We start from the raw sequence: 13,912 nt of genomic DNA, 5'->3' as shown, positions 1-13,912 counted from the left end.
ACAATACAGCTTGCGGCGTATTAAATCCTTTTATTTTTGGGCTGTCATTGACTCAAATGCAGTCAATTTTCGCAGCAATGCCACCCCCCAATATGCGGCCTGATATTCTTCTGCAGCCGGACTCAAAAAGATCTGTTGTCAAAAAAAATAGCATGCGCATCCTAACCCGCACAGCGCAGCCGCTCCGCTAAGATTGATACAGATGCTTTTCACCCGCTTTCTCATACAGTACCGACAGCCTATTTTCGGCATAATCAATCCATAAAAACTGCGTTTTATATTCAATGCGGATGCAGTATTCCTCTGCGCCGTCATCCAAGCCGGTTGCCGACCACACGGTGCCCTTCGGGAACTGCTGCAGCCAATCCGCCTGATAAAAATCACTGATGCAGTCAAAACTTAAATAAGCGCCGGGCTGCTGCAAAATATCAAACGCCAGCGCATCAAATTTTTTCTGCTGTTCGTGCTGAAAGTCGATGAGCATCTTTCATCCTCAACAAAATTTTTCAATTTTCCCTAGTATAGCGCTTATAACACACACCGCGGCGTTTGCATGACTGAACTTAAAACGGTGAATCCGGCGCGCGGCCCTATTTGAATGGCGCAGTCACTTTTATTGCATTGACAGTATTCTAACGATCGTTTAAAAATAAATTCAGCCTAAAGAATGATCAATAAAAAAGGAACTGCATGATGGAACTGCAAGAACACAGCAGCCAAGGCAAAGTCAGCCGGGAGATCCGCGGACAGCTGATGCTGATTGGGCTGGACCGTGCTGAAAAGCGCAATGCCTTTGACAGCCATATGATTCATGACTTATCGCTGGCGCTGACCGAATATGAAGATCATCCCGATTTACGCTGTGCGGTGATTTTTGCGCATGGTGAACACTTTACCGCGGGGCTGGATTTAGTGGAACTTCAGCCTAAGCTCACATCAGGTGTTTTCGATTTTCCGGACACTCAAATTAACCCCTGGGGCACCACTTCCCGCAAGCGCAGCAAACCTGTGATTGCTGCTGTGCAAGGCTACTGCTATACCGCAGGCATTGAACTGATGCTGAATGCAGATTTGGTGATTGCGCAAGACAACTGCCAATTTGCGCAAATGGAAGTGCAGCGCGGCATTTTGCCTTTCGGCGGCGCCACCGTACGCTTTGTACAGGCTGCCGGCTGGGCCAAAGCCATGCGCTATCTGCTGACCGGCGACAGTTTTAATGCGCACACCGCCTTAGACTTAAACCTGATTACCGAGATTACCGAGGCATCGCCGCTGGCCCGCGCGATTGAATTGGCGGAACACATTTGCCGCGCAGCGCCTTTAGCGGTTCAAGCGACACTGGCTTCGGCGCAGGAAGCCGCGCTGCATGGCCCCGAAACCGCGTTTGCGCAATTGCAGCAGCATTTGAACCCACTGCTGCACAGCCAGGATGTACAGGAAGGCGTGATGGCGATGCTGCAGCGCAGAGCGCCACAATTTAAAGGGCAGTAATTGAAGGCCGGCCGCTCAAAACTATTCATGCGGTCGAATTTTTATCATTGGCTGAATGGCTGAATGGCTGAATGGCTGAATGGCTGAATGGCTGAATGGCTGAATGGCTGAAGAATAGCGGGCCCATGCAGGCCTTACATAAAAATGTGAAAATATTTAAAAATAAAGAAGTAAAAAATGAGCGAAAGCACCTATATGGCGCCGTCAAAAGCGCAGGCTGAGATTCAATCCAGCACGATTGCATTTACCGCTGCAGACGGCTATCCGCTATCCGGCCTGCTGTATGCGCCGCCAGAACCGCATGCGAGCATTGTGGTCTCCAGCGCTACAGGCGTGCCGCAAGGCTTCTACCGCCGTTTTGCAGAATATGCCGCGCAGCAAGGCTTTCAAGTGCTGACTTTCGATTACCGCGGCATTGGCGCTTCATCGCCGCAAAGCCTGAAAGGCTTCCGCATGTCGTATTTAGACTGGGGACGCCATGACCTCAGCAGCGCCATTGATGTTTTAGCGAAAGACGGCTTGCCGATTTATATGATTGGGCATTCCTACGGCGGCCAGGCGCTGGGCCTCACCCGCAATCATCATTTGGTCAAGGCCATGCAATGCTATGGCACAGGCGCTGGCTGGCATGGCTATATGCCGCTGAAAGAGAAAATTAAAGTTCAGGTAATTTGGAATATCGTCTTTCCGCCGCTGGTCGCCCTAACCGGTTACCTGCCGTGGAGCAAGCTGAATATGGGCGCAGACTTGCCTGTAGATGTTTACCGCCAATGGCGAAAATGGTGCAAAAATCCGACCTATTTTTTTGCAGACCCCGAACAGCGCGCCCTGAAAACTCAGTATGCGCAAGTGAAAAGCCCTATTTTTGCTGTGGCGGCTTTAGACGATGATTGGGCGCTGCCTGCTTCACGCCATGCTTTTATGCAGCATTACCGCAATGCGCCTATGCAGTTTATTGATATGCAGGCACAAGATTACGGCATGCAAGCCATTGGCCATATGGGCTATTTCCGCAAAGGCGCAGAGAAAATCTGGGATCAGGCGCTGCATCAATTCAAAACCATGCACACTTTGGAAAGCGCAAAGCATGCGTCCGCGTAAGCTCAGCCGCGAACAGCTCCTGCTGCAGTCTGCATTGTGCTTTAAACAGCATGGCTATACAGGCGCCAGTGTCAGCATGCTGGCGCAGGCCTGCGGATTAAGCAAAGCAGCGTTTTACTATGATTTCAGCAGCAAAGACGCGCTGCTGTATGAAATTTTAGACACCACGCATCAGCAGCTGCGCAGCGGAATCTTTCTGCAGCTGCGCCAGACGCACAGCAATCTGACAGCCGCTTATAGGCAAATACACGCCAATGCAGAGTATTTTTTCAGTTTTGGCGGCATGGGCTGTTTGGCGGGCATTCTCAGTGCAGAACAGCCTAATTTGCCGGAGATGATTCAAAAAAAGCTGATCGAGGTTTTTCAGGACTGGGAGCAGGCCTTTTTTACCTTCTTCTGCCAATGCATACACGAAACGCAAGCGCAGATTTGGGCAAAGCTGTCTGTTGCCGATTATGAAGGCGCCATTTTAATGTCCCGCATTCGGCCTGAAGCAGGCTATTTAAGCTTGCTGCAGCAGCGGATCCTCAGCCAGCTGAACAGCTGCAATCGCGTACTCAGCTAAAGCGGCCCTGCGTCCGAATATCATGCTTATGCTCTTCGCCAAAGCGGTCAACATGCGCATAAAACACACCGTATTTCCCAACATAATATTCCAAAGACTGGTCGTAAAACGTCCAATAAATGGACCATTCATCCAAATCCATTTTACGGATTTGGGTTTTTGAACTGACAGGCATTTTGCGGAAAACCTCAGCCTGCACCTGCGCCGCATCGGCAATATCATGACATTCCCCTCCCTCCATAAACAGTGCCGCAATATCATCAAACAGCTGCTGCTCATAGGCGTCCACCACGGCCACGGCATCTCCGCCGCGTTCAGCAGCCGCGGTACCGGTCACGCTGGCGCGTTTTTCAGGCGCCTGATATTTACGCCACTTTTGACTCATTTTGTGTGTTTTATAAATTTTAAAGCCGATTACCCAAGCCACAGTAATCACAATCACGACGCATAGCATCAATAGCAGTTTGACCATAACTGAATCCCCGCAACAGTTTAATTTTATATTTTTATAAATTATAACACGGCGAACTTGAATGTTTTTTAAACAATTTCAATACATGACTGAAACCGTTTTAATACCTAAGCGTGCCTTCAGAGACAGATTTATGCTCAGCATTGCGGTCCAGCGCGCCTGCACTTTCTGAATATTTCCGACAGGCTCTTTCCAGCCGCCTTCAAAATCATTTTGAGACCGTCTGAACTTAAAACCGCCCAATGGATTCAAACGCAGCAATGTGATTTGAATCACTTTATGATTTAAGCCATTAAAACACTGAAACAAAACTGAGATAAAACTCCATCATTGCACAGCAGATGCTTCAGAAACGCATCATAAAGCAACATAATTCAACTTTCTAAAAGTGGATTTATCTTTTGAAATGTACCGACTTTTTCAATTCGATAAGAACAATTATGATACGCAAATCAAGGATTGAAGATATTCCCGAAATCATCCGGGTCATCCACGAAAGCGTCCGCTCCTGCATTCAAGACCATCAGCGCAATGAAAGTGAGATTCAAATATGGCTGGAAAAAACCAATCAGTCCAGCCTGCTGCTTGGAATGCTTTACAACGACAGCTGGGTATACCTTGAACAGGAGCAGATTGCCGGCTTTATTCTTGTGAATGATCATGGAAAAATTCTGCTGAATTACATTCGCCCTGAACTGCAGCAGCAAGGCATTGGCACAGCATTGCTGATGAATATGATTGACTGCCTGCGCGAAAAGAACATTGCTCAAATTACTCTGAACAGCACGCATACCGCGCTGCCCTTTTACAAAAAATGCGGCTTTCAGCACCATCAGCCGCCGCAAGATGAAACTGGCGCGGCGCTTACCCATTTGGTTAAATATTTGGCTTAACTGAATTAAGTCTACAGCACGCTCTGAGATTGATCTAGGCGGCTTTCAGCTGATCACGCCCCGCCTGTTTCGCTTCGTATAATTTTTCATCCGCTGCCTTCATTAAGGCATGAATATCCTTATAATGCTGCTCCCGGTCCATGCATGCCATACCCATGCTGACGGTCACGAAGTTTTTATGGTCACCGCGCTTGCAGTGTTCGAACTGCGCCAAACGGATCGCATTCATGACTTTATCCATCAGATCGACTGAAACCTGCAGCGGCACATTCTGCATCACAATGGCGAACTCTTCGCCGCCATAGCGGGCCAGAAAAGCCGAAGCCGGCAAAGTTTTCGCAATAACCTGCACCAGCTGCTTGAGAATTTCATCGCCTTTCAAATGCCCGTAATAATCATTGTAGTTTTTAAAATAATCCACATCCAGCATCGCGAACATTAAGGTGCCGTGCGGCAGGCGTTTGGCTTCAGAAAAGCGCTCCTGAATTTCATCATTCAGCGCGCGGCGGTTATAGGCGCCAGTCAGCGCATCCACTTTCACCTGATGTTCAAGTTTTGCATTCAGCTCATGCAGCTGTTCCGTCCGCGATTTCACCTTCTGATCCAGCAGCGCATTCAATTCCATCAAGTTGTTATTCAGCTGCTCTGTATGATAGGTCTGATAGGCATAGTTGCGTGACTGCTGAAACATAATCAGCAAGGCATACAGGCTGGTCGAGACAAAGGATAAATTCACCGAATCAACCCAATTCATCAGCAGCATGAAATCATTTAAGAAGGTCACGCATAGAAAAATGACCGCGCATAGATTCAGGACAGAATAGGATTCTTTTAACTTGAGGGTCTGATAAAAACCATAAATAAAATTGGCCAGCACAAATAGGCTGAACACTGAACAGTACAGCGCCAGGCGCTCAAAAACTTCAGGCTGCGCAACCAGCGTCACCCCAATATTCAGCCCCAGCAGCAGCATGGCGATTTGATAAATCAAACGGTGCAGATAGCGCGCATTCAGCAGGTGAATATAGCTGATGAAAAACACCACCGTAAAATACGTAAACAAGTATTCTAAGCGCGTGCCCCACAGCCAATTGATTTCCGTCACTGCCGTATAGGCATAGGGCGCAGAGAAAAAGTTGTGCAGCGCCAAAAACACAATAAAAATACCAAAGACAAAAATGCTTTTACTGTTGCGCTGTGTCGAACCGCGGAACACTGAAAATAGGATGGTAAACAGGCCTACCCCCAGTACAACCCCGCAGATGACGGAAACGCTCATCATCAGCTGCTGGAACTGGCGGTTGATGGTTTTCGATAAGCCTATCCGCATCGGGTTTTCTAAGCCGCCATGCAGGCTGGAAAAGTTTGAGGCTTGAATCGCCAAGGTGAAATATTCTTTTTCAGCAACAAAATAGGCAATTCTAGGGGCATTTTCGGAAATTTGGGTATCGGGCGAAGTTCCAACTTCGCCCAAGCGCATGAGAAAGTCACCATTCAGATAAACCCGGTATGCCCCGTATTGATTTGGAATTTTGATGGCAATGCGGCGCCCGGTGAATTCTTTCGGGATTTTGAAGTAGCCGACAAATGTGCCGTAATTTTCATTGCTGCCGGTCAATTCTTTAAATGACGCCGGCAAAAAGACAGGCTGTGCAGCCAATATGGCGCTGGATTCAGTTAAGAAATGCCGCGGATAAAACAGCCATTGCCCGGGCAGCTGGGTACTGCTGTTTTCGGTGAATTGCACATCATTAATGCTGTCTCGGTATTTTTCATAAAAAGATGCTGGTACAGGCTCATATTGGGCAAACACAGCAGTTTGCCCAAAAACAATGATACAGCTCAGTAGCAGTAATCCCTGAAAAATACGGATTGCATCATGCAAATAACGCAAGGCGTTTTGTTCCCTTTATCGACATAAAATTCAATGTAAAATGAAACTCGATGATTTCCAAATATTTTTTTTATTTTTTGATCAGCAGCATCCTTGCCGGTCAATTTTTGATGCAGATTAAAGATTAATCACGCGTTTTCACATCAAATAATTCGATTTCAAAAATCAAATTTGAGTTTGCTGGAATAATATTGCCCATTTTGCGTGAGCCGTAGCCCAAATGCGCAGGCACAATCAGTTTGCGCTTGCCGCCGACTTTCATGCCCATAATCCCTTGATCCCAGCCCTTAATGACACGGCCAGTGCCAATGACCGTTTCAAAATAATTGCCACGGTCAATCGATGAATCGAATTTGGTGCCGTCTTCCAGCCAGCCGGTGTAATGCGTTGTAATTAACGCGCCCTTAACGGCTTCTTTGCCTTCGCCGATTTTTAAATCAATAATTTCCAATTCGTTTGACATCTTCATACACCTCAAATAAAGCTTTACCGTGCTGCATTATAAACCGCTGCCGGCGAAAGTCTGCGGTTTTCTTCGCCCTTTGGCTAAAAGCCCCGCCTCGTTAAAAACTGAGTTCCATAATGCTGGCATCATCCAGCAAGTATTCGGTCAGCTTGCGGTGATTTTCTGCCGTGCCGATCAGCACCCAGCGCCCTGTGATTTTATGTTCTGTTTTATGCTGCGTATTGCGGATCACGTGCATATCAAAGGTTTTGAATAATTCTTCGTATTTATCCAGTGTTTCCTGACGGTATGGACAGACTATGCGGTATGTCCGCGCCTGATGCAGCTGCTCTATGCGCTCCTGCACGTAAATCAGCATCACCAGCACAATCATCACAATAAATGCGGCAAACAGGCTCAGCACAATATAGCCGGCGCCTACCGCCATGCCAAGGGCTGCTGTCATCCAAATCGTGGTCGCAGTGGTAATGCCTGAAATGCGGTTTTCGTCTTTAAAAATAACCCCAGCCCCCAGAAAGCCGAGGCCCGTTAAAATATTGGCGGCTAAGCGGTCAGGGTTTTCAACGCCGATTTTCAGCGACAATATCGTAAATAAGCATGAACTGAGGCTGACCATAATCATGGTGCGAAGGCCCGCTGATTTGCTGCGGTATTCCCGCTCTGCGCCTATCACCGCGCCTATCCCTAACGCAATCAGCAGATGGATGAGATCCAGATAATCTGCGTACATGCCGCTGCACCCTTATGATGATGTTCTGATCCAGATATACTCAGCTTTAGGGTAAAGATGCAAGCCTTGCCTGCATCTTTTTTAGGATCTCATTTTGTTCTCCTGCACAGCGGCAGCAGCTAAATTACTGCAGCTGCTCCCACTCAATGACGGCCTGAGCATTATCGCCAATCAGCGTCCATTCACCGTCCATCACATTCAGCTGCAGCTGCATGGTGCGTTCGCATAACGCCTGAATCGCTTCTGTCGTCGCCAGAGACAGTTTCCAAATTTCGAGATTCTTTAACGTTTTCAGCTTGCTGTTGCGCTTGTACCATTCATCGACAGCAGTGCCATAAGTCACAATCGCGACTTGGCTGCAGCGCGCGCAGGCTTTTTTCACTTTGTCTTCATCCGGGCTGCCGACTTCAATCCACTTCACCAGCTGACCCGTCAGGTCTTTTTCCCACAATGCCGGTTCATCAGTTTCAAATAAGTCCTTTGTGAATTCCAGCGCTTCATCCGCATAGCGCGCATACGCTAAAATGCGCACCATCAGGCGTTCAATGGTTTCAGATGGATGTAGCGCCATAGTCAGCTGGTAATCACCGTACTGATGCACGTCCATATTGGCAATGTTCAAATCTGCTTTATAAATTGTCGCTTTCAGCGCCATGATCAAGTCCTCGAATTTGGCGCTTAGCATATAAGATTTAACCGCACTTTGCAGAAAAGATTCGGCTATTTCGCCTCATCTGTACGGCAGTTCATCAGTAGGGTTTCAAATTCCAGCCATTGCCGTTCTTGCTGATAAATAATTTCCAAGCGGTTATCTACATTCTCTGGCGCAGACTGATAATTAAACTGTTCCGGATTAAAGTTAAAGCTTTTCCAGCCTTGGCTGGTCTGGAAAATGCCTTTGATGCGCAGCCAATCCTGCTGTTCACACAGCAAATCCAGCAAATCGTAAAAATCAAAGGTCCAGCGCTTCGGCATTTTCCAGCCCGCTACACTGTAGCCCTGCGCGCTTTCGACATAATGATACGGCAGCTGCTTAATTTCCGGCCGCGACTCATCATCGCGCATCTGCTTTTGCACCTGCAGCAAAGGCTGTATTTTCCGTGCAGCGCCAGCATAGGGCAAATCAATATCGGACAGCGCCAGCTCACCCATTGCGGTTTTCAGCCAAATCTGCTGATAGGGCTGATATTCGGCCTGCAATGCAGTTAAAGCCTGTTCATCAGCTTCAGTCATGCCATCTGCATGAGACACCGCGACAACTTTCGCGGCTTTCAGCTGATCTGCATACAGGTTTTGCTTGCTCCAGGCCAAATCATGCAGCCGAGATCCGTCCACGACAGTAACCAGCGCACGCATCTTCAAGTGCTGCTGCCAATGCGGTTCAGTCAGCTGTTCCAGCAGCTGTGCCGGATGCCCCAGCCCTGTCGGCTCAATGAATAAACGGTCTGGCTTCGCTTCTGACAGTAAGCGCGACAGCGCAATCTGCATCGGCATCTGACTGCTGCAGCACAGGCATCCGCCCAGCAGCTCCTTGACGGCATAGCCCTGATCCTGCGGCAGCAGCTGCTGATCAACGCCAATTTGGCCAAACTCATTCATCAGCACCGCCCATACTTCATGTTCCGGTTTTTGGCTCAGCAAATGCTTCAGCAGCGTGGTTTTACCTGCGCCTAAAAAGCCGGAAATAATATGAACGGGGATAGCCTGTGATGCTGTAACGAGTTTCAAAAGATCACCTGCAAAAGAATATGTAAGTGGGCACATTGTATAGCCGGATGCCGCTGCCCTTGCAAGCCCATTTGCTGGATTGATCTTTGCCGCATCTCTTGAGCGCCTGAGCCGTGATGGGTTGCTGTTTTTTAGACTGAAGAGCGGCATCAAAGCCAATAGGATAGAAATCTGAATGAAGATCGGAATGAAACATCAAAACCTGTCATGGATTGACTGAAATGACATATTGCTTTGCAGTTGGGCTCAATCTGCAATGAAGTGTTACATTTATTATGCGCTTTTTCAGCATGCTATTTTCTGCAAATCCCCTTCTGTGTAACTGCGCTGTAACGCTAAAAGCTTCTGATGCATATTATTGAAATATTTACATACATTTTAAGCGCTTATTTCAATTTTTATTTTACATAAATCAACAATTTTTTGAGTATTACAGCGTTTTTGTAACGCATAGAGCCGTCTTTTGCTGCAATTATTGCCTGCTGCGGTTTCGGCTCTTAGCATGGGCATCCGTTCAAATCGAGCGTGATGCTCAATATGAGCGGATGACTAAAATATACAATTAAGGATGCCATCATGAAATTAACGCAAATTTTACTTGCTACAACTTTCGCTGCAGTCACTGCAACTTCTTTTGCTGCTTCAAATGCTCAATCGTCACCGGTTCAAGAAGAACAAAAAGTTGTGGTCAGTACACAAGAACAGCCCGTTGCCGCTGAAGACGCTGCAGCAAGCTCGAGTGCAGCTCAACCTGCTTCTGAAGCAAATGCAGGCGCTGCGCCGGCACAGCCTGCGCAATAAAATCGCAAGGCCTTATCAATCAGCGGCTATATCTGAGCTGACCGCAGCTCAATATTGTTTTTTAATGTTTTAGCCTAAAAACAGCGCCGGAGCCCTTTTCTAAGCGCTTCGGTTTTTTACAGCAGATCAAGGCAATGATAGTTATTAATGATCGATGAATCATCAAAGCTTATTGAAAGAATTAAACTTAATAATTAATAATCAATATCTTAATAAAATAAATGCCGCCCTTCGGTATAATATTCTTCTATCCCATCTACTTAGGCATAGCTTGTCTCATCCCCCTAATTCACCGTTAATAAGCTCAATGCGTAAGAATTGGATGTTTGCACATGAGCAATAAAGCGAATTACACGGCTGAAGTCGCTATTTTGGGCGCTGGCCCAGTCGGCCTAACGATTGCGAACTATTTAAGTAAGCAAGGCGTTCAAGTGACCATCATTGAACAGCTGGACAGTTTAATTGATTACCCGCGTGCAATTGGTATTGATGATGAATCATTGCGCACCATTCAGTCTTTAGGCTTGGTGGATCAGGTTTTACCGCATACCACACCCAACCACGCCATGCGCTTTTTAACCCCTAAAGGCCGCTGCTTTGCAGACATTCAGCCTTTAACCCGCGAATTCGGCTTCTCACGCCGCAACGCGTTTATTCAACCGCAAGTCGACAATGTGCTGCTTGAAGGTCTAAAGCAATACGACAAAACTGAAGTGCTATTCTCACGCAATCTGACTGAGTTTCATCAGGATGCGTCGGGTGTCACCCTGAGCATTACCAATAAAGCGGGCGAAGCAGAAACAGTTAAAGCGCAGTACTTAATTGCCTGCGATGGCGGCAATTCTATTGTCCGCCGTACCCTAAACATTGCTTTTGACGGCGAAACAGCGCCAAACCAGTGGATCGTCATTGACATCGACAATGACCCATTGGCCACACCGCATATTTACTTATGCTGTGACCCTGTGCGTCCATACGTGTCTGCTGCTTTGCCTCACGGCATCCGCCGCTTTGAATTCATGGTGATGCCGGGTGAAACACAAGAAGAACTCAGCAAGCCGGAAAACATTGCAAAATTACTGTCTAAAGTGATGCCAACGACTGACGGCATTGATGTGATCCGTCAGCGTGTCTATACCCACAATGCGCGTATTGCAGACAAATTCCGTGTCGACCGTATTCTGCTTGCCGGTGATGCGGCCCACATCATGCCAGTATGGCAAGGCCAAGGCTACAACAGCGGCATGCGTGACGCTTTCAACTTGGCATGGAAAGTGGCTTTGGTGGTGCAAGGCAAAGCGGGCGCTGAATTGCTGGATTCTTACCAAGTCGAACGTAAAGACCATGCCAAAGCGATGATTGACCTGTCTGTGATGGCTGGCCATGTGCTCGCGCCGCCTAAAAAATGGCAAGGTTTTGTGCGTGACGGTATTGCCTATGCACTGAACTACATCAAGCCTATCAAGCAGTACCTGCTGGAAATGCGCTTCAAGCCAATGCCGAAATACCATGATGGCGCTTTAGTCACCAATGGCGCTAAAGATTCGCCAGTCGGCAAAATGTTTATTCAGCCGGAAGTAAAATTGGCCACAGGCGAAACTGTGCTTTTGGATGAAGTGATTGGCAATGACTTTGCATTGATTGCTTGGGGTGTAGACCCGCAGTGGGGCTTGTCGGATGCAACCATCAAACAATGGAAAAAGCTGGGTGTTAAATTCATTCAGGTGATTCCAGCGGTGCAGTTCAACAATGCCAACCGCAAGCAGCCTGAAGGCGTGATCACCATTGGCGACATTGGCACGGATATCCGTACATGGTTCGGAAAAACCTCCGAATCTGTTGTGGTGCTGCGCCCTGACCGTTTTGTGGCAGCGCTCGCCATTCCACAGACTTTAGACACTGTCAGCCAAAAACTGTTTGCTAAACTTCACGTTAAGTAATGCAGTCACACCATAAAAATTAAAATTTCTGAATACTCAGAGGCCTGACCACGCACTATGCGTGGTCTTTTTTATAGGGTCTGTTTTCCATCCCATAAAGACCGATGACTCATGATGAAACCGGTAATATTAATAAACAAATCGTACTTCGCTTTCTGATTTGGCAAGCGCTAAATTCATCATTACAGCTTTTGCAGCCAGTCAATATCCTGTACTGAATCGCGCTTTTTCACCCGCTGAATGAAAGGATCAAATTCGTCCAAATACGGCAGAATTTTAAATTGCACCGCATAGGCAATCCAATAGGCCAAATACAAATCCGCAGCGGTAAATTTTTCACCCGTCAAATAAGGATTGGCCTGCTTCATGCCTTGCTTTAAAAATGCGAAAACGGCGTCTTCATTACCCATGCTCAGCGCGGATCGGCATTTTTCGATTTGCGCTTCCGGCACCTGCAGATATTTGATATCCATATATTCGGTCATTGGCCCGTGACAAAAAAACAGCCACTTCAAATATTCGCCGCGCATAGGGTCATTCAACGCTGGCGCTAGGCCTTTTTCATGATATTTATCCGCTAGATAGGCATAGATCGCCGCGGTTTCACTGATGATAGCCGGCCCATCCACCAGACACGGCACTTTGCCCATTGGGTTAATTTTTAAATATTCGGCATCATGCATTTTGGCATAATCCACTTCAACCATTTCAATGTCATTTTCTATACCCAGCTCTTTAAATAAAGGCAGCAGCGTGTTTCCGCGGGATTGTTTATTGCTGTAGTATTTCATTGAAATATTGTTCCTCTGCCGTTTCTTTTTAGAGTATAAAATACAGAAAATTTAATCTGTATGAATTTATTATTTTGTCCAGTACAGCATCTTCAAATAAAAAAGCCAGTCTTTCGACTGGCCTCAGTTCATCAATTGCTTGTTAAAAAAAGCCCATATAAAACTGCTCTTTCAGCACTTTTAAAATCAGCTCAATCGCTTCATTTTTCTTGTCTTTACGGTAGCTGGCGTACAGCCCAATCATCGGCAGCGGCTCAATGGTGCTTTTCACCACAATTTTATCGCCCAGCAGCGGAATCACATAAGACGGCACCAAACTCCAGCCCACGCCCATGCCCACCAAATTCACATTCAGCAAAATATTGGTCGAATACTGCACCACATTGACATTTAATTTAGACTGCTTGAAAAATTCCTGAATAATGCGGAACAATTCTGGCGATGAATGCTCATCACTGACAATAAACTCCTGCTGATTGAAGCTCTTAATGCTGATATGGCGCAGCGCAGCCTCAGGACAGTCTTTGGGCATAATTAAAGCCAGCGGTTCAGTAAATACCTGCACAGACTCAATATCTGGAGCATCTTCCGCATAGCGGGTAAAGGCTATGTCAATTTCCCCTTTATGCAGTGATTTAAGCTGATCTGCATCCGTCAGACTATGAAAATGGATTTTCAATTCAGGAAACTGCGCACGGATATTCGGCATAATGTAAGGAAAGACTTTCATTTCCGCCACAGGCACAAAGCCGATGTTCAACTGTTCTTTGGTCAGATGCGCAACTTGACGCGCATCCAGTATGGCTTTTTCCGCATGCTCCAGACTCAGGCGCGCCTCTTTCAAAAAGGCTTTGCCCTCTTCCGTCAGTTCAACTTTACGGTTTGAACGCAACAGCAGCTGTACACCCACTTCCTGCTCTAAATCTTTAATCTGCTGGCTTAAAGATGGCTGCACGGTGCACATGCGCTGCGCGGCTTTGGTAAAATTCAGCTCTTCAGCAACAGCTACAAAGTAACGCAAATGTCGTAATTCCACACTG

16 protein-coding genes are annotated in these 13,912 nt (G+C 47.0%); 6 read left to right on the top strand and 10 right to left on the bottom strand.

The window, feature by feature from the left end; translation table 11 throughout:
• Positions 1–187 precede the first annotated feature (187 nt).
• A complete protein-coding gene (locus JZ784_RS07250; RefSeq protein ID WP_005008127.1) occupies positions 188–484 on the bottom strand; it encodes a hypothetical protein in 297 nt (98 codons plus the stop codon).
• Between the two features lie 209 nt (positions 485–693).
• Between JZ784_RS07250 and JZ784_RS07245 the strand changes: the two genes are divergently transcribed.
• From JZ784_RS07245 to JZ784_RS07235, 3 genes are all read left to right on the top strand, one after another.
• Positions 694–1,491 carry a crotonase/enoyl-CoA hydratase family protein gene (locus JZ784_RS07245; protein ID WP_346314678.1) on the top strand — a complete coding sequence of 266 codons (798 nt, stop codon included), beginning with the start codon at positions 694–696 and terminating at the stop codon, positions 1,489–1,491.
• 177 nt (positions 1,492–1,668) lie between these two features.
• Entirely contained in the window at positions 1,669–2,592 is a 924-nt protein-coding gene (locus JZ784_RS07240; RefSeq protein WP_346314382.1) for an alpha/beta fold hydrolase, read from the top strand.
• Positions 2,579–3,157 carry a TetR/AcrR family transcriptional regulator gene (locus JZ784_RS07235; RefSeq protein WP_346314381.1) on the top strand — a complete coding sequence of 193 codons (579 nt, stop codon included), beginning with the start codon at positions 2,579–2,581 and terminating at the stop codon, positions 3,155–3,157. Before JZ784_RS07240 ends, JZ784_RS07235 begins: the two co-directional genes overlap by 14 nt.
• Here JZ784_RS07235 and JZ784_RS07230 read toward each other — a convergent pair.
• Together JZ784_RS07230 and JZ784_RS07225 are read right to left on the bottom strand one after the other, a co-directional pair.
• On the bottom strand, positions 3,150–3,629 hold the full coding sequence (locus tag JZ784_RS07230) for a hypothetical protein (RefSeq protein WP_346314380.1): 480 nt from the start codon (positions 3,627–3,629) through the stop codon (positions 3,150–3,152). The genes JZ784_RS07235 and JZ784_RS07230 overlap by 8 nt on opposite strands.
• A gap of 78 nt (positions 3,630–3,707) precedes the next feature.
• A complete protein-coding gene (locus tag JZ784_RS07225; protein ID WP_346314379.1) occupies positions 3,708–3,938 on the bottom strand; it encodes a hypothetical protein in 231 nt (76 codons plus the stop codon).
• 131 nt (positions 3,939–4,069) lie between these two features.
• Here JZ784_RS07225 and JZ784_RS07220 point away from each other — a divergent pair, with 131 nt between their 5' ends.
• On the top strand, positions 4,070–4,522 hold the full coding sequence (locus tag JZ784_RS07220) for a GNAT family N-acetyltransferase (RefSeq protein ID WP_346314378.1): 453 nt from the start codon (positions 4,070–4,072) through the stop codon (positions 4,520–4,522).
• Between the two features lie 34 nt (positions 4,523–4,556).
• On the opposite strand, the gene JZ784_RS07215 is transcribed toward JZ784_RS07220, so the two are convergent.
• The 5 genes from JZ784_RS07215 to JZ784_RS07195 all read right to left on the bottom strand — a co-directional run bounded on the left by JZ784_RS07215 (position 4,557) and on the right by JZ784_RS07195 (position 9,340).
• Positions 4,557–6,335, bottom strand: coding sequence for a diguanylate cyclase (locus tag JZ784_RS07215; RefSeq protein ID WP_346314377.1), 1,779 nt, complete (start codon positions 6,333–6,335; stop codon positions 4,557–4,559).
• 205 nt (positions 6,336–6,540) lie between these two features.
• Positions 6,541–6,879 carry an FKBP-type peptidyl-prolyl cis-trans isomerase gene (locus JZ784_RS07210; protein WP_005008114.1) on the bottom strand — a complete coding sequence of 113 codons (339 nt, stop codon included), beginning with the start codon at positions 6,877–6,879 and terminating at the stop codon, positions 6,541–6,543.
• 100 nt (positions 6,880–6,979) lie between these two features.
• Positions 6,980–7,612, bottom strand: a complete 633-nt coding sequence (locus JZ784_RS07205; RefSeq protein ID WP_005008113.1) for an MgtC/SapB family protein — start codon at positions 7,610–7,612, stop codon at positions 6,980–6,982.
• Between the two features lie 124 nt (positions 7,613–7,736).
• Positions 7,737–8,267 (bottom strand): YaeQ family protein, encoded by a 531-nt coding sequence (locus JZ784_RS07200; protein WP_346314376.1) that lies wholly within the window; start codon positions 8,265–8,267, stop codon positions 7,737–7,739.
• A gap of 65 nt (positions 8,268–8,332) precedes the next feature.
• Positions 8,333–9,340 (bottom strand): GTP-binding protein, encoded by a 1,008-nt coding sequence (locus tag JZ784_RS07195; RefSeq protein ID WP_346314375.1) that lies wholly within the window; start codon positions 9,338–9,340, stop codon positions 8,333–8,335.
• A 576-nt stretch (positions 9,341–9,916) separates the two neighbouring features.
• On the opposite strand from JZ784_RS07195, the gene JZ784_RS07190 reads away from it, so the two are divergent.
• Positions 9,917–10,141: a hypothetical protein gene (locus tag JZ784_RS07190; protein ID WP_130144192.1), complete on the top strand. Its 225-nt coding sequence runs from the start codon at positions 9,917–9,919 to the stop codon at positions 10,139–10,141.
• A gap of 332 nt (positions 10,142–10,473) precedes the next feature.
• Positions 10,474–12,081 (top strand): bifunctional 3-(3-hydroxy-phenyl)propionate/3-hydroxycinnamic acid hydroxylase, encoded by a 1,608-nt coding sequence (locus tag JZ784_RS07185; protein WP_346314374.1) that lies wholly within the window; start codon positions 10,474–10,476, stop codon positions 12,079–12,081.
• 182 nt (positions 12,082–12,263) lie between these two features.
• Here JZ784_RS07185 and JZ784_RS07180 read toward each other — a convergent pair whose 3' ends face one another.
• On the bottom strand, positions 12,264–12,872 hold the full coding sequence (locus tag JZ784_RS07180) for a glutathione S-transferase family protein (RefSeq protein ID WP_346314373.1): 609 nt from the start codon (positions 12,870–12,872) through the stop codon (positions 12,264–12,266).
• Between the two features lie 142 nt (positions 12,873–13,014).
• Entirely contained in the window at positions 13,015–13,908 is an 894-nt protein-coding gene (locus JZ784_RS07175) for a LysR substrate-binding domain-containing protein (RefSeq protein ID WP_346314372.1), read from the bottom strand.
• Between the last annotated feature and the right edge of the window lie 4 nt (positions 13,909–13,912).

The organism is Acinetobacter sp. CWB-B33 (assembly GCF_039655955.1).
Taxonomy (GTDB): Bacteria; Pseudomonadota; Gammaproteobacteria; order Pseudomonadales; family Moraxellaceae; genus Acinetobacter; species Acinetobacter bouvetii.
This window is presented reverse-complemented; position numbering and strand designations above follow the sequence as displayed.